17 protein-coding genes are annotated in these 18408 nt (G+C 56.5%); 12 read left to right on the forward strand and 5 right to left on the reverse strand.

The genetic code is table 11. The annotated features are described in order from the left end of the window. Positions 1-5: 5 nt before the first annotated feature. Positions 6-875: an alpha/beta fold hydrolase gene (locus DYY88_RS04395; RefSeq protein WP_039725714.1), complete on the forward strand. Its 870-nt coding sequence runs from the start codon at positions 6-8 to the stop codon at positions 873-875. 96 nt (positions 876-971) lie between these two features. Here DYY88_RS04395 and DYY88_RS04400 read toward each other — a convergent pair whose 3' ends face one another. The 3 genes from DYY88_RS04400 to DYY88_RS04410 form a co-directional block, all read right to left on the reverse strand. Continuing rightward, positions 972-1346 (reverse strand): Crp/Fnr family transcriptional regulator, encoded by a 375-nt coding sequence (locus DYY88_RS04400; protein ID WP_039725715.1) that lies wholly within the window; start codon positions 1344-1346, stop codon positions 972-974. A 177-nt stretch (positions 1347-1523) separates the two neighbouring features. Continuing rightward, complete coding sequence (locus DYY88_RS04405) at positions 1524-1898, reverse strand: Crp/Fnr family transcriptional regulator (protein ID WP_236146317.1); 375 nt, start codon at positions 1896-1898, stop codon at positions 1524-1526. A gap of 244 nt (positions 1899-2142) precedes the next feature. Beyond that, on the reverse strand, positions 2143-3753 hold the full coding sequence (locus DYY88_RS04410; RefSeq protein WP_039725717.1) for a DEAD/DEAH box helicase: 1611 nt from the start codon (positions 3751-3753) through the stop codon (positions 2143-2145). Between the two features lie 167 nt (positions 3754-3920). Between DYY88_RS04410 and DYY88_RS04415 the strand changes: the two genes are divergently transcribed. The 8 genes from DYY88_RS04415 to DYY88_RS04450 all read left to right on the forward strand — a co-directional run bounded on the left by DYY88_RS04415 (position 3921) and on the right by DYY88_RS04450 (position 13888). Further along, positions 3921-4478, forward strand: a complete 558-nt coding sequence (locus tag DYY88_RS04415) for a sugar O-acetyltransferase (protein WP_039725718.1) — start codon at positions 3921-3923, stop codon at positions 4476-4478. 73 nt (positions 4479-4551) lie between these two features. Continuing rightward, entirely contained in the window at positions 4552-5238 is a 687-nt protein-coding gene (tmk, locus tag DYY88_RS04420) for a dTMP kinase (RefSeq protein ID WP_039725719.1), read from the forward strand. Next, positions 5208-6158: a DNA polymerase III subunit delta' gene (locus tag DYY88_RS04425; protein WP_039725720.1), complete on the forward strand. Its 951-nt coding sequence runs from the start codon at positions 5208-5210 to the stop codon at positions 6156-6158. The genes tmk and DYY88_RS04425 overlap by 31 nt, the downstream gene beginning before the upstream one ends. Positions 6159-6343: 185 nt before the next feature. Continuing rightward, the gene (locus DYY88_RS04430; protein WP_039725721.1) at positions 6344-7513 is read left to right on the forward strand and encodes an efflux RND transporter periplasmic adaptor subunit; all 1170 of its coding nucleotides are present in this window, start codon (positions 6344-6346) and stop codon (positions 7511-7513) included. Further along, on the forward strand, positions 7514-8653 hold the full coding sequence (gene devC / locus DYY88_RS04435) for an ABC transporter permease DevC (RefSeq protein ID WP_039725722.1): 1140 nt from the start codon (positions 7514-7516) through the stop codon (positions 8651-8653). 2 nt (positions 8654-8655) lie between these two features. After that, positions 8656-9840, forward strand: coding sequence for an ABC transporter permease DevC (gene devC / locus DYY88_RS04440; RefSeq protein ID WP_039725724.1), 1185 nt, complete (start codon positions 8656-8658; stop codon positions 9838-9840). Further along, entirely contained in the window at positions 9840-10628 is a 789-nt protein-coding gene (locus DYY88_RS04445) for an ATP-binding cassette domain-containing protein (protein WP_044151055.1), read from the forward strand. The genes devC (DYY88_RS04440) and DYY88_RS04445 overlap by 1 nt, the downstream gene beginning before the upstream one ends. A gap of 314 nt (positions 10629-10942) precedes the next feature. Further along, positions 10943-13888 (forward strand): ATP-binding protein, encoded by a 2946-nt coding sequence (locus DYY88_RS04450; protein WP_084606975.1) that lies wholly within the window; start codon positions 10943-10945, stop codon positions 13886-13888. Here DYY88_RS04450 and DYY88_RS04455 read toward each other — a convergent pair. After that, positions 13846-14220 (reverse strand): VOC family protein, encoded by a 375-nt coding sequence (locus DYY88_RS04455; RefSeq protein WP_039725726.1) that lies wholly within the window; start codon positions 14218-14220, stop codon positions 13846-13848. The two genes, DYY88_RS04450 and DYY88_RS04455, sit on opposite strands and share 43 nt — an antisense overlap. Before the next feature lie 55 nt (positions 14221-14275). Continuing rightward, on the reverse strand, positions 14276-15067 hold the full coding sequence (locus DYY88_RS04460) for a histidine phosphatase family protein (protein WP_044151058.1): 792 nt from the start codon (positions 15065-15067) through the stop codon (positions 14276-14278). 364 nt (positions 15068-15431) lie between these two features. Between DYY88_RS04460 and DYY88_RS04465 the strand changes: the two genes are divergently transcribed. The 3 genes from DYY88_RS04465 to pgsA all read left to right on the forward strand — a co-directional run bounded on the left by DYY88_RS04465 (position 15432) and on the right by pgsA (position 18290). Continuing rightward, on the forward strand, positions 15432-16541 hold the full coding sequence (locus DYY88_RS04465) for an ATP-dependent 6-phosphofructokinase (RefSeq protein ID WP_039725727.1): 1110 nt from the start codon (positions 15432-15434) through the stop codon (positions 16539-16541). A gap of 133 nt (positions 16542-16674) precedes the next feature. After that, complete coding sequence (cdf31, locus tag DYY88_RS04470; protein ID WP_242517570.1) at positions 16675-17601, forward strand: CDF family zinc efflux transporter Cdf31; 927 nt, start codon at positions 16675-16677, stop codon at positions 17599-17601. A gap of 167 nt (positions 17602-17768) precedes the next feature. Next, the gene (gene pgsA / locus DYY88_RS04475; RefSeq protein WP_039725730.1) at positions 17769-18290 is read left to right on the forward strand and encodes a CDP-diacylglycerol--glycerol-3-phosphate 3-phosphatidyltransferase; all 522 of its coding nucleotides are present in this window, start codon (positions 17769-17771) and stop codon (positions 18288-18290) included. Positions 18291-18408 lie beyond the last annotated feature (118 nt).

The following is an 18408-nucleotide window of genomic DNA, read 5'->3' on the forward strand; positions in this document are numbered from 1 at the left end:
GACGTATGGCTTACGCAAATGTCTCTGGCGTTAACCACTACTACGAGTGGCTAACCGCCTCTGGTGAGGCTCCCCAAGGCGATAAACCGATCATGGTATTTATCCACGGGTGGGGCGGTTCTTGTCGATATTGGCAGTCCACTGCGCGATCGCTGAGTGATGAGTTTGACTGCCTGTTGTATGACATGCGCGGGTTTGGACGATCACCCATCGCCCCCGAAAATCGCGCAGCGGTCTTAGCTCGCGGCTACGAGCTTGATACGTTTGCGGATGATCTGGTCGAACTGATGAACGTATTGGGACTGGAGCAGGTTTGGCTCAACTCCCATTCCACCGGAGCGTCGGTGGCAGTTTTGTTTTGCAATCAGTATGGCGATCGCATCAAGCAATCCATCCTGACCTGTAATGGCGTCTTTGAATACGACAAAAAGGCATTTGAGGCATTTTATAAATTTGGCGGCTACGTCGTTGGCTTCCGGCCCCATTGGCTCAAGCAGATTCCGCTTATGCCGAGAATCTTTATGGCTCGCTTTTTAAGTCGCCCGATTCCGGCAGCGGAGCGCTACGCCTTTTTAGAAGATTATTTAGAAGCAGATGGCGATGTGGCCTTAGGGACTATCTACACCGCAGTTAGTAAGCAGGCCACTGAAATTATGCCAGCGGCATTTGCTGAACTTAGCGTGCCCACCCTCCTGGTTTCGGGGCAATATGACCAAATCACTCCAGCTAAATTGGGGCAAGCTGCGGCTGAGCTAAACCCCGAGATGATTCAGTATGTAGAGATTGAAAATACCGGGCATTTTCCGATGCTGGAAGCGCCCAAGCTCTATTTGGATGCAGTACGGGCTTTCTTAAAGACCCCTTCTTTGTGCTGAGTCAGCGATCGCTCTAGCTCAGACAATCCACAGCAAAACGAATCAGGACCAATACCCTAGCTGGGATAGAGCTGCGTCGGGATAAATACCGCCAATTTAATTGATCTCGGGATGCTTGAAGCGGCGGAGGCGATCGGAATAGCTACGCATCACCTCGATCGCAAACATTGGCGTGTTGGTAATCAAAAATTTGAACCGTTCTTCGTCGAGCACGGCTAATTGACAGGCCGTTTGTGCCAACGCCGTCGAGCGGCGTAGTTTGTCGGAGTGAACGAGTGCTCCCTCTCCGAAGACATCGCCTGCATTGATGGTTTCCACCGTTTTGCCATTTACCTGCATGGCCACTGTGCCCTCAATGATGCCGTACATCTCTGTCCCGGAGTCGCCCTCGCTGAAAATGATCTCCCCGGCTTGGAAGGATTTGCCATCAGGAATTTTGGAGAACAGTTCAACCGTGCGTGCAACAGACATGCAATTTCTCTAAAACGCTAACGCTAGTGTACTCATTTTGATCGAGGGTTTCGCAGCTCAATGTCAGTCACGAACCACGAGCCCCGACAAATATTATGGGCGACCTCGGACAACCCTCGAAGGGCAGTGACAGTCGCAGTTGGTCGCCCACAACATCCCCTCAAGCTAGACAGCTAGTTAAGCAGCTTGAGGATGCTTGAAACGTTGAAGCCGATTGGAGAAACTCTGCAATACTTCGATCGCAAACATCGGGGTGTTCTCAATCAAAAACTTAAATCGACTTTCGCTGACGGCAATCAATTGACAGTCGGTTTGCGCGATCGCTGTGGTTGCTCGCGTGTGGTCAGTCTGCACCAGGGCACCTTCGCCAAAGACATCACCCGCTTCGATGGTTTCAACGGTTTTGCCATCAACCTGCAAGTCCACGGTGCCGGAAACGATGCCATACATCATGTGGCCAAACGTACCGCTCTTAAAGATGACTTCCCCAGCCTCAAAAGTCAGGTGCTCATCAGCATTGGCAAACAACTCCACTGTTCTCACAACAGCCATCATGCACCTCCTACCTTAGATGTTTGTCTATACCAATTTTGCCCAATACTGAGGGGCGAACGTAGCCTGTGTCACAATCAGCACGGATTTCTCAATGAAACGATAAGGTTCGTAAGGTGAATGGGGGTAATGTCGCGCGGCGAAAATTGATCAATCGTGAACGGGGCAAGCAGACCAAAGGGCAGGGGAGCAGAGGGGCAAGGGGGCTAGAAAAGCGAGGGGGCTTGCAGCAAAATCGATGGACTTAACGGCGATCGCTCTGCCGTTTCGACATCATCTGCGCGAATTGCTCCCAGGTACCGGGGCCAAACTCTTTTTCAAATTCCCGCATAATCCAATCTAAAGGGTTACTGCCGTAGCGTTTGGCGTGAGGTTCCAAGTATTCAAAGAAATTCTGCTTATCGATGTTAGTTGGATTAGAGCCAAATATTGAATTTCGACACCAGTTTGCCTGATGCCTTCTGCCACACTTCTCTCGGAAAAGGTGTTCCGCATACGGCGGAGCGGAATTACTGTTATATGCTTTACGCCTACAACTGTGAAACATCTCCATGAGCGTAGGAACATCTTTGATTTTGTGGGCCTGCTCCCGCGAATAAACTTGGATCATATTTTCTAAATTAACAGGTCGCTCTGAAGACCACTGATGTTCGCATTCAGGACATTTCATGATGAAGCTCAAAACTGACCTTCCACATTGAGGACATACTTTCTGGGGGGGAGGCCCTCCGCCTCCAGGGCCATCTTCCTTCGCTTTCGGAAGACGATATTCGTCGATGTCTTCGGGGAAGCCGAGGCGTTCGAGATTGCCCGCCTGGTCAAGGATGATGCCGCAGGCTTTGCCCGTTTGCGGTGAAATGCGCATGACGCGGCCAATCTGCTGAATGTGGAGGGCACTGGACTGGGTCGGGCGCAGCATTAATCCAACTTCGACACTGGGTTCATCGAAGCCGATGCTGATGACGTTGCACGAGGTGAGCACGAGGATGCGCTCGTCGCGCAGATCGGCATACATCCGCTGCCGTTCTTTAATCGGGGTGCTGCCCTCGACGGTATCAGCGGGGATGCCTGCGTGGCGAAATTCTTCCGCGACGTGGCGAGCATGTTCAATATCGACACAAAAGGCGATGGTGCGTTTGCCGGGCACCAGGCGCTTCCACTCTTGCACGATTTTGCTGACGAGTTCGGGGCGATCGCAGGCATTCTTCAACCCGGCTTCGTCGTAATCGCCGCGCACGGTCTTCACTTCTTTCAAATCTGCCACCCCATCCGGCGGCATACTGAAATATTTCATCTGCGACAAAAATCCCATCGCCTGTAACTCAGCGGGCGGCGGTGCTGATACGAGCGTTTCCAAATGTTCACCTAGTTGGTCTTTGCCCAGGCGCTCGGGGGTAGCCGTCATCGCCAAATGAAACGCATTGGGATGAGTCGTATACATAACAGACTGTCCGACGCGACTAAAGAGTGTTGTATGGGCCTCGTCATAAAAGACAATTGTCGCAGGCCACTTGCGCCACCACTTTCGCTGGGCCATCGTTTGCACGCTGGCAATTTGAATGGGGGCGTCGCGGTCTTCTTTCCACCCGGCTTTGATGAACCCGCAGTGCAGGCCAAAAGCTTTCATCTTGTCGTAGGTCTGGCCAACTAAGACATCCAGATGAACAAGGAATAGAAGCTTCTCCCCCCTCGATTCTGCATCCTGGCAGATTTTGCCACTGATTACAGTTTTGCCTGCACCAGTACCAGCAATGATGGCGATTTTTTTATGACCCTTTTGAACTTTGCGATAGAGGTCGTTGATCAGTTCGACCTGATAGGGACGCAAACGGGGGGCTGAAGAAGGAGCAGACATAGACAAACCGATTTGCAGTAGGTGGGCGATCGCTCACCCATTGCGGTCAATCCCTCTCAGGATAATACATCGGCACTATCCCCAGTTTCTAGTCAAGCGGCGCATGCCAGCGGTAAATATCGGGGCATCGTCTATGATTTGGAGCGATCGCCCATCCCCTAACCCCCATGCCGCTGACTGAACGGGAAAAAATGCTAGCCAATGAGCCGTACCTCGCCAATGATCCAGAATTGGTCGCCTTGCGCCTGGCCGCAGCGCGTCAACTCCATCGATTTAACCAGTCAGCGCATGATGAGACGGCCACCCGATCGCAGATCATCCAAACCCTGTTCGATACCGTTGGGGAGAGCTGTGAGATTTATCCGCCTTTCCATTGCGACTACGGGCGGCACATTCGGGCCGGACACAATGTCTACATCAATGTGAACTGCACGATTTTGGACTGCAACTGGGTGACCATTGGCGACGACGTGCTGATGGGTCCGAATGTACAACTCTACACGGCCTATCATCCCGTTGATCCCCAGGTGCGGCTGACGGGGGTAGAAATGGCAGCCCCGATCGCCATTGGCAATAACGTTTGGTTAGGCGGCGGCGTGATTGTTTGTCCGGGTGTCACCATTGGCGACGGCAGCACCATTGGGGCGGGCAGCGTAGTCACCAAATCGATTCCCGCCAACGTGGTGGCGGTGGGCAATCCATGCCGGGTTGTGCGAGCGGTTTGACCGGAGGAACATTCGCTGAGTGCCGTTCCCTTCTAAGATGGGGACACGTAAAACCATCTGCCAACGGCGAGCTATGCAGGGAAAACTGATTGTTTTTGAAGGCGTTGAGGGCAGCGGCAAAAGTACGCAACTGGCTCGGTTGCAGCATTGGTTGGTGGCACATTCTGCGTTTCAAAAACTACAGACAGCAGGAATTGTGCCGGAGTTAATCGTGACTCGCGAACCCGGCGGCACAAATCTGGGGCGATCGCTGCGATCGCTGTTACTCGACCATCAGCCCGAAACGGCCCTGGGTGCTCGTGCTGAACTGTTGCTGTATGCGGCCGATCGCGCTCAGCACATCGAAGAAGTCATTTGTCCGGCGCTGCAAGCGGGCAGTTGGGTGTTGTGCGATCGCTTCATCGACTCCACCGTGGCGTATCAGGGCTATGGCCGTGGCCTCAGCCTCTCGTTGATTGAGCAGTTGAATGACATTGCCACGGAGGGCATCTCGGGCGATCTGACCTTTTGGCTCAAACTCGATGCCGCCCAGGGACTCAGCCGCAGTCGCCGCCGGGGATCGCTAGATCGGATGGAACAGACCCACCTGGAATTTCACCAACAGGTACAGCAAGGCTTTGAAACCTTGGCAGAGCGTCATCCCGAACGGATTGTGACCATTGACGCAGCGGTCACCGAAGACACGGTGGCGCAGCAGATTCAAACCATCATGGAGCAAAAGCTGAAGACGTGGTATCGGAAACATTTGCCGATCTCTTAGGCCAAACGACAGCGATTGATTTGCTGAGTCAGGCGATCGCTCAAGCTCAGATTGCTCCCTCCTATTTATTTGCGGGGCCGTCTGGAGTGGGACGACGGTTGGCCGCACTTCGATTTGCCGAATGCCTGCTCGGCAACGGTTTGAGCCTTGAGCCGACAACGCTGCGGCGACGCATCGCATCCCGCAACCATCCCGATCTACTGTGGGTCGAGCCCACGTATCTGCACAAAGGCAAGCCCGTCACTGCTGCCGAAGCCGAAGAACTGGATCTGAAACGCAAAAGTCCGCCGCAGATTCGCTTAGAGCAGATTCGGGAGATTGCCCGATTTTTGGCGCGACCGACCCTGGAAGCGCCGCAAGCCGTGGTGGTCATTGAAGGGGCGGAAACCATGGCCGAAGCGCCCGCCAATGGATTGCTGAAGACGTTGGAAGAGCCGGGAGCCGCCACCCTGATTTTGCTGGCCGAAGACAGCGCTCAACTCTTGCCCACGATTATTTCTCGTTGTCAGACGATCCCCTTTCGGCGGTTGGCGGCTGATACGATGAGCAGCATTTTGCAGCAGGCGGGCTACGCAGAGATTTTGCAGCGCCCCGACATCCTCGCGATGGCCCAGGGCAGCCCCGGTCAGGCGATCTCTGCTTGGGAGCAACTCAACACGATTCCCGACCCTATCCTCGCAGCCCTTAGTCGCCCGCCCAGCACCTTGCGTGACGCCCTCGATACCGCGCGACAAGTCAGCAAAGAACTGGATATTGAATCGCAACTCTGGCTAGTGGATTATTTGCAGCATATGACGTGGGAGCAGCAGCGATCGCCTCAGCCGCTGCAAGCGCTCGAACAAGCCCGCATCCACCTCCGTCGCTTTGTGCAGCCGCGCCTCGTGTGGGAAGTCACGCTAATGCGCTTCGTCCAACCCTAAAGCAATCAGAGTCCTAAATAATGTTGCAAACGGCGATGAAATCGGCGCGACTAGAACCATGAACGCTAAACCAAATAGAGAATCGAACAATCAAACTGTTCGGTTTAGGCTTCAGAGCGGCAGCGAACCTGGCTGACGAGTCCGCTGACTCACCCGCTGCGGCGATTTATCTCAGAGCATGATTCATGGCCATCAAACAATTGCGCTCCTTATCCGGCACCCAATTTTGGCTGCTGCTGGTCGGTTTGTTGGTGCTGGCCGGGGGCTCGTTTTGGCTGGTGCGATCGCGGCTGCAAGCGCAACAAGCAGAGGTGGCTGAAACGGCAGCGCCCGCTCCCCAGCGAGTACAAGTGGCGGCACTGGGACGGGTTGAACCAGCAGGCCGCGTCGTCGATGTCGTCGCGGGCGAAAGTGGTCGCCTGGGCCAACTAGAAGTGGCGGAAGGGGAGGTCGTGCAAGCCGAGCAGATCCTGGCCTATTTAGACATTTATGCGGTGCGTCGCGCCGAACGGGACTTCGCCGCCAGTCAACTCGCCGAAGCCGAGGCGCTGCTGGTGGCCCAAACCGAGGCCGGGCAAGCCACCATTCAAGAAGCAGAAACGCGGATCAGCCAAATTGATCAACCGCAACTGGCCGCTATTGAAGCCCAACAGCGCACCATCGAAAGCCTGCAAGCTGACCTGCAAATTGCCGAGGCCGATTTGGCCCGCTTTGAAGCGCTGTATGCCGATGGGGCGATCGCCCAGCAAGAGCGCGATCGCCAGCGGGCCACCGTGCAACGTCTGCGGGAAGAAGTGTTAAGTGCCCAAGCCCGCAAACAAGAACTCACCGTCGCCCGGACCACCAGTCTGGCGAACGCCGACGCCCAGGTCAACAGCCAGACCGCCAATTTGCAACTGGCCCAAGCCCAGGTGAATGTCGAGTCTGCCACCCAAAACCTGGCCCTAGCCGAAGCCCGCCTGGAGCAGACCATCGTTCGGGCTCCCCGCGCCGGGCAAATCTTGCAATTGTATGCGGAACCGGGCGAAGCGGTGACCACTAACGCCCCCATTTTGGCGCTGGGGGACACCCAGCAAATGTATGTCGTGGCAGAAGTCTACGAAACGGATGTGTCGCTGGTAGAGCCCGGGCAACGAGCCACCATCACCAGCCGCAACGGGGCCTTTGCTGACGTGCTGACAGGCACGGTAGAACAGGTGGGTCTGCAAATTTTCAAAAATGACGTGCTGGACGATGACCCCGCCGCCAACGCCGATGCCCGCGTGGTGGAGGTGCGGGTGCGGGTCGATCAGAGTGAGGTGATTGACGGCCTCACGAATTTGCAGGTGGATGTGGTGATTGATGTGGAGTCGTAGATGCAACGAACGCCCCTCGCCCTCTTAAACCTGTTGCATGAAAAGACCCGGCTGATTGTCGCGATCGCGGGGGTGGCCTTTGCCGTGCTGCTGATTTTTATGAACCTGGGGTTCCAGGGGGCGCTGCTCGCCACGACCGTCACTTTCTATGAGCAACTGCAAGCGGATATTTTTCTCACCTCGCCCGAATCTCTCGAAATCAGTTCCACCAAAGCCTTTCCTCGCACTCGACTGGTGCAGATCGCCGGGGTAGAAGGGGTCGAGCGGGCCATGCCGCTGTACATGGAATATCTGCTGTGGCGGAATCCTGAGACGCGCATCAGCCGCGCCATGTTTGTGTTTGGCATCAATCCCCAAGACCCCGTGTTTGGGATGCCCGAGTTGCAAACGCGAGCCGCGCAGCAAGTGCTCGAAACGCCCAACACCGTGCTGATCGATCGCCTCTCTCGCGAAGAATTTGGTCCCCAGACTGTGGGCTTGGAAACGGAGGCCGATCGCCGCCGCGTCACCATTGGCGGGCAATACACCCTGGGGGGCGGATTCGCGGCTGATGGCACCCTGATCATGAGCGACCAGAACTTTATTCGCTTTTTTGCGCCGCGCCCCTTTAGCCAGATCAACCTGGGGCTCATTCAAGTGGAGTCAGGGGCCAATGTGGACGCGATCGCCACCACCCTGCGTCGCTTGCTGCCCGCTGATGTGCAAGTTCTGACCCGCCGCGAAATGATTCAAAACGATTTGCAGTTCTGGCTCCAAACCACCGCGATCGGCTTCATTTTTACCCTCGGCGTGATTGTGTCCTTCATCGTCGGCACGGTGATTGTGTATCAGATTCTCTACACCGACATCCGCGACCACATGACCGAATACGCCACCCTCAAAGCCATGGGCTATAGCGGTCGCTATTTATTCGGCGTCGTCCTCCAAGAAGCCGTCATTCTGGCCATTGCCGGATTTGTGCCCGGCTGGGTGGTCGCTGTGGGGCTATATCGCCTCACCCGCGAGGCGACCAATCTACCGATGATCATGACCGTCAACCGCCTGGTGTTGGTCTTAGCCTTGACCGTAGTCATGTGCAGCCTCTCGGGGCTCATTTCCGTGCGCCGCGCCGTCACTGCCGACCCAGCGGAGGTGTTTTAGCCATGCTGACTTGGTGGAAACGGACGCCCCTGGCGTGGCTCAACCTGACCCACGATCGCCGCAAATTTGCCACCTCTATGGCCGGAGTGGGGTTTGCCGTGTTGCTGATGTTCCTGTTCACCGGCTTTCAAAACGCCCTTTACGACAGCCAAGTCCAGCTCATCAACCGCCTCAACGCCGACATCATCATCATCAATCGGCTTAAAAACAACATGTTTGTGCCGTCCGCTTTTGCGCGGCGACGCCTCTATCAGGCTCAGGCGTTGGCCGGAGTCAAGGCCGCTTATCCGATGTATATGAGTGATGTGCGCTGGCGCAATCCTGAGACTCGCAAGACGCGGCCCGTGCGCGTCCTCGCCTTTAACCTGGCCGATCCGGTATTGCCCTTGCCGGGCGTCACCGCGAATCTGGCAGCCCTGCGGCTGCCCAATACGGCGTTAATTGACACCCGCGCCCGGGCCGAGATTGGCCCCCGCGAGGCGGGCATTCAGTCCGAGTTGGCGGATCGAGCCATCAAAATTGTCGGCACCTTTAGTCTGGGCACCGACTTTGCCGCGGGCAACGGCAACCTGATCATGAGCGACCAAAACTTTTTGCGCTATTTTGCCAATCGGGGTCCCGAGGAGGATGAGCGCAGTTTTGCGACGGTAGATATTGGTCTGGTGCAAGTGCAGCCGGGGATCAACGTGGATGAGATGGTGCAAGCGTTGAGCGACTTTTTGCCCAATGATGTGAAGGTGCTGCGGCGATCTGGTCCCGGCAATAGCTTCGAGGCACAAGAGCGCGACTACTGGCGCGAAAGTACCAACATTGCCTTTGTGTTTTCGCTGTTGACGGTGATGAGTTTTTTTGTTGGCATCATTCTCGTTTACCAGATTTTGTATACCGATGTGGCCGATCACTGGCAGGAATATGCCACCCTCAAGGCCATGGGCTACAGCAATCGCTTTTTGTTCACCGTTGTCATTCAAGAAGCGTTGATTCTCTCGGTGCTGGGCTTCATTCCGGGCCTTCTGGTGAGCCGCTTGCTTTACACAGCTGCCAGCAATGCCATCGGGCTCGTGTTTCTCATGACGCCGGGCCGCATCGCCCAAATGTATCTGGCGACGTTCGCCATGTGTTTGATTTCCGGGGCGATCGCCGTGCGCAAGGTCCAGTCCACTGATCCTGCTGAGGTATTTGGCTAATGGCAAATTCCCCATCACCTGAGTCCAGCGCTTCGGGCACCGTCACTTCGACGTCCAGCGCTGTGCAGATTCGCAATCTCAACTACTCGTTTGGGCTGGGTGATCTCACGAAGCAGGTCTTGTTCGACATCAATTTAGACCTGCCCCGCGGCCAAATTGTGATTATGACGGGACCGTCTGGCTCCGGCAAAACGACGCTACTGACGCTGATTGGCGCACTACGCACCACCCACGAAGGCAGCCTGCAAGTGCTCGATCAGGAAATTGTGGGGCTCAGTCGCCGCCGACTGGTGAGCGTACGCCGCCAGATCGGCTTCATTTTTCAGGCGCACAATCTGTTTGCATCCCTCACCGCCTCCCAGAATGTGGAAATGGCGGTGGAATTACAGGGGCAGTACGGGACCAAGCGATCGCAATCCGTGGAAATTCTCAGCGAACTGGGCCTCAGCGATCGCGTCGACTACAAGCCCGACTCCCTTTCTGGCGGGCAAAAGCAGCGAGTCGCGATCGCCCGCGCCCTGGTGAACCAGCCGCCCTTAATTCTCGCCGACGAACCCACCGCCGCCCTGGATAAGAAATCGGGTCGCGACGTCGTCACCCTCATGCAAAAACTCGCCAAAGAAGAGAACCGCACCATTCTCATGGTCACCCACGACAACCGCATTCTGGATGTGGCCGATCGCATCATCAACCTGGTGGACGGTCGCCTGGAATCTGACGATACCCTCGATACCTTTGTCAGCACCCACGATCCCAAAAGTCTTGATCGCCGCATGTTCATCATGTAGAGCGCCCAATCTGTTATGGCAGGCGCGCTGCCGAGTAACTACCGGCAACGAGCCCAGCAGTCGGTAAATTATCTGACGTGATAGGTTACCAGCATCACTGTGGCCAGCTGTCCATTAGCGTAAAAATGGATTCGTACAGCAAACCTGTAGCCTCTGGCCTATCTGCGGGCATCTTAAGCCCATTCCGTCTTTCTCCCCTCGGGGATTGATCGCTAGCTTGAGCCAGCCAGCCGGCCCAGCGCGATCGGCGTCTACCGACCCCCCAACCCCGTTCGCCATGCTGACCCCCATCGTTGGCCTCCGCAGTTGCTGGAATGCCCGTTTCCAGACTGCCAAGGCAAGCGGCGGGGCTGACGTTTCGTTACGGTTTTGCCCCGCCATTCACTAGCTTAATGACTGCCAGCCCGCCACCCATTTCTCGCTTACCGCGTAGCCTCAGTTCATTTGAAACTTGGGGCTTTGGCTTAACCGGTTTGCTGCTGTGGCTCGGCATCGCCCCGGCTATGCAAATCGAATTAGGCTGGCAAGCCCTCGCAGTCTGGCTACCCGGCACGGTGGTCGGCATGTTGATTAATCTGCAAGTGCAACGGTTGGGCCAACAATGGGCGGACTTGGCGGGGGGCACCCCCAGCTATCTGAGTCGGTTATGGCCGGAGGCTCCCTGGTTGGCGACCTATGGCGCGCTGGGCTACTACATCAGCTGGGTGGCCGTGTTGCCGGTGAATGCGATCGTGCTGACCGATTTGGTGCAGGCCAATCTCGCTCCCTTTGGTATTGACTGTCCTACCGTCCCGTTACAGGTGGGGTTTACCGCGATCGCCTTTATCGTGGCCTTTAGTGGCACCCGGGCGTTGGGCGTATTGCATTTATTTTTTGTCGTCCCCGCTGTCTCTCTCGTCTTGCTCTTTTGCCTGCAAGGCATTGGCTGGGTCGCGCTCTCGCAAACCGTGTCCGAAATCACCTGGGGCACCTTTGCGATCGGCGACTGGGCCAAGTGGTATGTCGTCGCCAGCTATGCCGTCTATGCCTGCGAAAGTGGCGCGGCCTTTGTCGCCGACAGCCGCTATCCGCAAAAAACGCTGCAAATTTTACCGATCGCCGCCGCGCTCATTCCCATCGTTTATCTAGTGGGCAGTTGGCTCTTGCTGCAGTTGGGCTCTGCCGATGCCGACATCACCACCCCCTATGAGCAGCTGCTAGCCGCCAGTCCCTTTTGGGGTGAAGGGGCAGCGTTTGTGGTGACGTTTTTGCTCGCGTCGGCGAGTTTGCTGAGCTGTGCCACAGCGGTCTCCAACAGCCCTCGGATGCTCTACCAACTGTCCCTCGATGGCCAGTTGCCGCCCGTATTTGCCCAGGTCTCGCGCCAGGGCATTTTGGGCGTCGGCTTACTGGTGACCATGATGCTGAGCATCGCCTTTCTCTGGTGGGGCGACATCGCTCAGATTGTCTTTGTCACCGGACTCGGCTGGTTAGTCTCGTTTGTCATCTTTCACGGGGGGCTCTGGCGGCAGCGGCAGCAAGCCTATGTGCGCTGGGCGCGGGCTTCGCTAGTCTTTGCCATCCTCGAAGGGCTGATCGTCATGGTCGGCGGCATCGCCTGGAACAGCTTCGATCTGGTGTTGGGGTTGTTGCTACCTTTGGGCATTTGGGCGATTTGCCAACTCGTCGGGCTGATCCCAGCCGCTGGGTGGCACTGGGGAGAGCGCGATCGCCCTTTCTCCCATACCCTCAATGCCCCTCAACAAGACTGGGCCCTGGTGCAAATTGGCGGGCTGATCGGGTTGCTCAGCGGGGCCATGACGGTGAGTTGGTTCATCCATGGTCAAATCGATCGCTTGCCGCTCACCAATCAGGTCAATGTCTTGGTGGTGGTGCTGATGATTGGCGCCGCCGTGGGAGTGGCGATCGCCGGATGGACGACCCTGCCCCAAATCACCCTGATTGGGGCCGCCCGGGAACAAGCCGAGCAATTTTTCAACATGGCCGCCGATAGTATTCTCGTCTTGCAGACCGACGGCACCATTCTGCAAGCGAATGCCGCCAGTCAATCCCTATTTCAATCCGATGAGGCGGCTTTGCAAGGGCGATCGCTGTACGCCCTGTTACCCGACCTGCGCCCCACCGCCGACGTACGTGGCCCCACGATCAATGTGCCCCTCACCGTTCAGCTAGCCAGCCACACCCTCGAAGTCACCCTGTCTAACGCGATGGTTGATCCGGTTAGTGACGTTCCCACCCCGACTGAACAGCTGGTCGCGGTCATTCGTGATATCACCGAGCGCCAAGCTGCCGAAGATGCGCTGCGCCAAAAAGCCACCGAACTGCAACAGCTCCTCACTCGCCTCACCCAAACTCAAAGCCAACTCGTCCAAGCCGAAAAGATGTCGAGCCTGGGGCAACTGGTCGCCGGGGTCGCCCACGAAATCAACAATCCGCTCTCCTTTATCGCTGGCAACATTGACTTTGCTCAGGACTATGCGCTGGATCTGATGCAGGCGATCGAGGTGTATCAAAAGACCTATCCCAACCCGCCAGCCAATGTCACCCAGACGCTCAGCCGCCTGGATGTTGATTTTCTCTGCAAAGACTTTCCCAAACTGCTGGCATCTATGCAGGATGGCTCCCAGCGTATTCTCAGCATTGTGCAAAGCTTGAAAAACTTTTCCCGTCATGAAGAATCCCCCACCAAGGAGGTCAATCTCTATCACGGCCTGGAAAGCTCGCTTGTCATTTTGCGCAATCGATTAAAGGCCAGTGGCCCTCGCCCCGAAATCAAGGTCGTCCAGCAGTTAGCGCCGCTGCCCCTGGTGGAATGCTTTCCTTCGGCGGTCAACCAAGTGCTGATGAACCTGCTGGTGAATGCGATCGACGCCCTGGAATCAGTGGCGCTGAACGAGACCGACACCCCCACCATCACTATCACCGGCCAACCGCAAACCTACGACAATGTGCCAGGGGTCGCCCTCACCGTTGCGGACAATGGCCCTGGCATCCCGGAGCATTTGCGCGATCGCCTCTGCGATCCGTTTTTTACCACCAAGCCCATTGGCAAAGGCACCGGACTGGGCCTTGCCATCAGCTATCAGGTCATTGTGGACAACCATCAGGGGCGTTTCACCATTGAGAGCGAACCCGGTCAGGGCGCCCAATTTCACATCTGGTTACCACAGTCGTTACAGTCCCGCCCCCCAAGCGCGCCGCTCACTGACCCGCCCTCTCAAACGGCAGCAGGCGTCGCCGCGACTGAAGCGGGCTCGTAGAGATATTCAAACCAGTTGCCATCGGGGTCTTTGCCGTAGAAAGAGGCCGTGCCATCCCGATGCTCGTGAATTTCGGTAACAAAGACCCCGTCAGCTTTGAGGCGAGCATAGGCAGTATCGACTTCGGCGCGATCGCTAAACACAAAGCCAAAATGCGGGCCCGCCTGTTCATAATTCGGGCTGAGTAGGGCCAGACCATCTTCCCCCGCTTTGACGTAAGCCCAATCTTTGTCATGCCAGGCGACTTCCATCCCTAAGCCCTGGTAAAACGTCACCGCCCGATCAATGTCTTCTACACAAATGGCTACATGGCCGAGACGAGAGGGTTTCATATGCGCGTAAACCTGTATTCAATCCATCATTTCCATTGTAAAAGGGGGCCATCCTTTAAGGGGCGGAGTCGGCTGGTGGGGCGGTCGTGATCGCCCCACCAGTTAGCAAGTGGGGGCGCTCATTAAACCGTTGGATTTGCCACAAGGTGCTGGTGTGCCGGGCCATGCCCGTTTGCGACCAGCGATCGCAATCTAACCAAAATTCAAACAGGGCCGTGTTGCCCATGGAAATTTGCCAGGTGCGATCGCTGCCCATGAGCGCCGCAATCAAATGCTCCAAAATCCACTGATGGGCCATCACCCACACGGCGTCCCCGTTGCGGTGTTGCACCAACAGCTGCGCGACAAAGGCCTCAGCCCGTCGCCGTCCCTGGCGTGGCGTTTCTGCCTGGGGAATGGGCAACCAATCCAGCGATGTGACGAGTGCCTCACATAAATCGGGATAGCGCTGCTGGGCCTCGGTCCACGTCAGCCCCGTCAAAATTCCTGCCTGAAATTCTTGCAGTTCGGCAGCGTAGCAAAACCTCGGTGGCGGGTGCTCGCCCCGCGCCGCGAGTGACAGGTTGCGCCATGCCCTCGAGCTGGCCGTTGGCGTTGCCTCAACCCCCTGGCTATCAGGCAATTGCCACTGCCAGGGGTGCAGCAAAACAGTGGTGGATTCCACAGCGCGGCGAAGTGGACTGCTGTAAATGTGGCTGGGCTGCCAACCCTGGTCATATAGCCAGGTCGCCAACTGCTGACATTGTTGAACGCCGAGTGCCGTTAGCGGCGCGTCATCTTGGCCAGCCATGCGGCGATCGCGGTTACTGGTCGATTCACCATGACGCAACAGCAGCAGTTTCAGCATGACAGCAGGGACTTTCCAAACAGCCTTATCATCTTGCCGCAATCATCACCGTCGCGGCTGACGCTGACGTGGCCTGTCTCCAGTGTCGAGTTGGGCGGCGATTCACGGCCCAACCAGGGCCGCTGATCTGGCTGTCAGCTTAACCAGATTTGATGGATGAGCGATTGGATAAGCACAACCGTCATCACCGCCAAACAGCCTGCCAACACTGGAAAGTAAAGGCATGAATCAGACCAATCGCCAGCGGCGCAGCAGCGCTCCAACCACGCATTATTTATTCACATAAATCTGAAAAAAAGGTTGCAGAACCCCCGAGTTTTCTATATCGAGACGATATTCAGGATATGGATTGAGAAGAAGCGCCATGGCAGATATCAAACGCATCGGAATTTTGACGAGTGGTGGTGATTGCGCCGGGCTCAATGCCGCCGTTCGAGCAGTCGTGCATCGTGCCGTTGATACCTACGGCTGGGAAGTTTACGGCATTTCACGCGCGACCCATGGCCTGCTTCAGCGGCCACCTGAGTTTCATCCCTTAACCCGGGTCCCCGATGATTACGATTTGCTGGTCAAAGGGGGCACCTTCTTAGGCACCACCAACAAGGGCAATCCCTTTGCGTTTCCTATGCCAGATGGCACCGTGGGCGATCGCTCCGAAGAAATCATCGAGGGCTATCACCAACTCGGCCTCGACGCGCTCATTGGCATCGGGGGCGATGGCAGCTTAGCAATTTTGCGCCGTTTGGCCCAGCAAGGTGGCATCAATTTAGTCGCCATTCCGAAAACGATTGATAACGACTTAGGCAGCACCGAGCGAGCGATCGGTTTTGACACCGCCGTTAACATCGCCACCGAAGCGGTTGACCGCCTCCACTTCACCGCCGCCAGTCACTCCCGCGTCATGATTCTCGAAGTGATGGGCCGCGATGCCGGACATATTGCCATCAGCGCGGGCATTGCCGGCGGTGCCGACATTATTCTGATTCCCGAAATTCAATACTCGATGGATCGCATTTGTGATCACATCACCACCCTCAACGATCGCGGCAAAGACTACGCCATCATGATTGTGGCCGAAGCCGTGTGTAACGAAAATGGCGAAAAAATGACCCACCAACTCGCCCTCAGCCAATGTCGTCTGGGCGGAGTCGGTCAGTACCTGGCAGACAATATTTCGACCCGCACCGGGGCCGAAACCCGCGTCACCGTCTTAGGCCACGTGCAGCGAGGGGGCATTCCCTCGCCGTTAGATCGCCTCACCGCGACGGCCTTTGGGGTAGCCGCCACTGACCTCATCGCCGAAGGTCGTTTTGACCGCATGGTGAGTTGGCAAAATCGTCAGGTCGTCGATGTGCCGATTGAAAGTGCGATCGCCCATTACCAAGCCGTAGATCTGAATGGCACCTTAGTCAAAACCGCCCGGGCCATGGGGATTTGTCTCGGCGAGCCCGTCCGCGTGCCGTTGAGCGTTTAACCTGACCCCTGTTTGCAAAAGTTGAGGTGGCCGCGCGGTAGCCAGGGTTCCAGAGTATAGTGACGACAAGACTGCCGTGGTGCCTTCATGGGATGCTGGCAGCCCCTTCACCGCATGTCTTGGGCTCTTGATTGTGACTTCTGAGCGACCGTCTCCCCCCTCTGATGACTCCCGCGTGCCCGATCACCGCCAGGCCGTGCGTCGGGTATTGGTTATCACGTTGGTGCTAAACCTACTAGTGGTCGGTTTAAAATCGCTGGTGGGATTTTGGACGGGGTCGCTGAGTCTGCTAGCCGATGCGCTGCACAGCGTCACCGATAGCGCCAACAATGTTTTAGGTTTAGTCACGAATCAACTGGCCTCGCCCCGCCCCGATCGCGATCATCCCTACGGACACCAAAAGTATGAAGCCGTTGGGGCGTTGGGCATTGCCGCTTTTTTAGGCATTGCCTGTTTTGAAATTCTAAAAAATGCTGGAGAGCGCCTGGTCTCGGGGGGAGAACCCGTCACCATGTCGGCGATCGCTCTATGGATCATGCTGCTCGTGTTGGGCATCAACATTGGCGTCGCATTTTACGAGCGTCGCGTGGGCCTCCAGCTCGGCAGCAAAATTTTGATTGCCGACGCTCACCACACCATGAGCGACGTGTGGATTACCATTTCCGTGCTCGGTGGCTTGGTCGGCGTGTGGCTGGGCTGGCAATGGCTCGATGTGGTAATGGCATTTCCGGTAGCGCTATTGGTGTTTAAAAGCGGCTGGGAGGTGCTGCGCGAAAATTTGCCCTGGCTAGTGGATGAGATGGCGATCGCCCCCGAGGCCATTCACACCGAGGTCATGCGCGTGCCGGGGGTCGTCAACTGCCATGAGATCGCCTCTCGGGGCCTGTTGGGCCGACAAGTTTTTATCGATATGCACCTCATTGTGGAACCCCGTGACCTCAAAGACGCCCACGAAATCACCGAACACGTCGAAGCCATTCTTGAAGAAAAATACGGCCCTACCCGCGTCACGATCCACTTAGAGCCGCTGGGCTACCAGTCACCCAAGATCACCTATTGAGATGCCTACCCAGACCAGCGGCCTGATCTGACCGCCAAACCGCGATCAAGTATAGCGAACCGCAATCAGATTAGGTCACGTTCAGTTGCCGAATTGCCGACGGTAAAAGCATTCCGTGTACCGTACACCTTGAACCTTTCACCCCTCTGCTATACAAGCACGACGCTATGAATTTGCCCACCTGGATTACTGTTTCCCGCTTGCTGGGTGCGCCCTTAGTGTTAGCCCTGTTGCTAGAGCCGACACCCCAGCGCGCCTGGTGGGCCACCGGCATTTTTTTGCTCGCCGCCAGCACCGACTGGGTCGATGGTTATTTGGCCCGTCGCCTGGATCAAGTCACCGATCTGGGCAAGTTTTTAGATCCACTGGTCGATAAGCTGCTGGTTTTCGCCCCCTTGTTAGCCCTTATAGAACTCGGACAGGTACCCGCCTGGGGCGTTTTTTTGATTTTGGTGCGTGAACTCACGATCGCCGGGTGGCGGGTGAATCCGGCTTTTCAAGCCCAGACAGTACCCGGGGCAAATCTCTGGGGCAAAGCTAAAACTGTTTTGCAGATCGTCGCGATCGCTTGCCTGCTTGCCCCTCTGCCCACCCCAGGCCCCCAGATCGGCATCATCTTATTTTGGGGAGCCGTCCTGTTGACCTGGATCTCAGGAGCGCTTTATGTGCTGCCGCGATCGACCCCTTAGCACCCTGGGCTCTCACGAGCCAACGCCCCATCCTTAACTTAGCCACCTCTGCATCCGCGTCGCCAATTTGAGCTTCTTCATCAACTGGCACATGGTTTAGCAATGATTGTTACCAAGC

Origin of the sequence: Leptolyngbya iicbica LK (assembly GCF_004212215.1) — a bacterium.
Classification (GTDB): Bacteria; Cyanobacteriota; Cyanobacteriia; order Phormidesmidales; family Phormidesmidaceae; genus Halomicronema; species Halomicronema iicbica.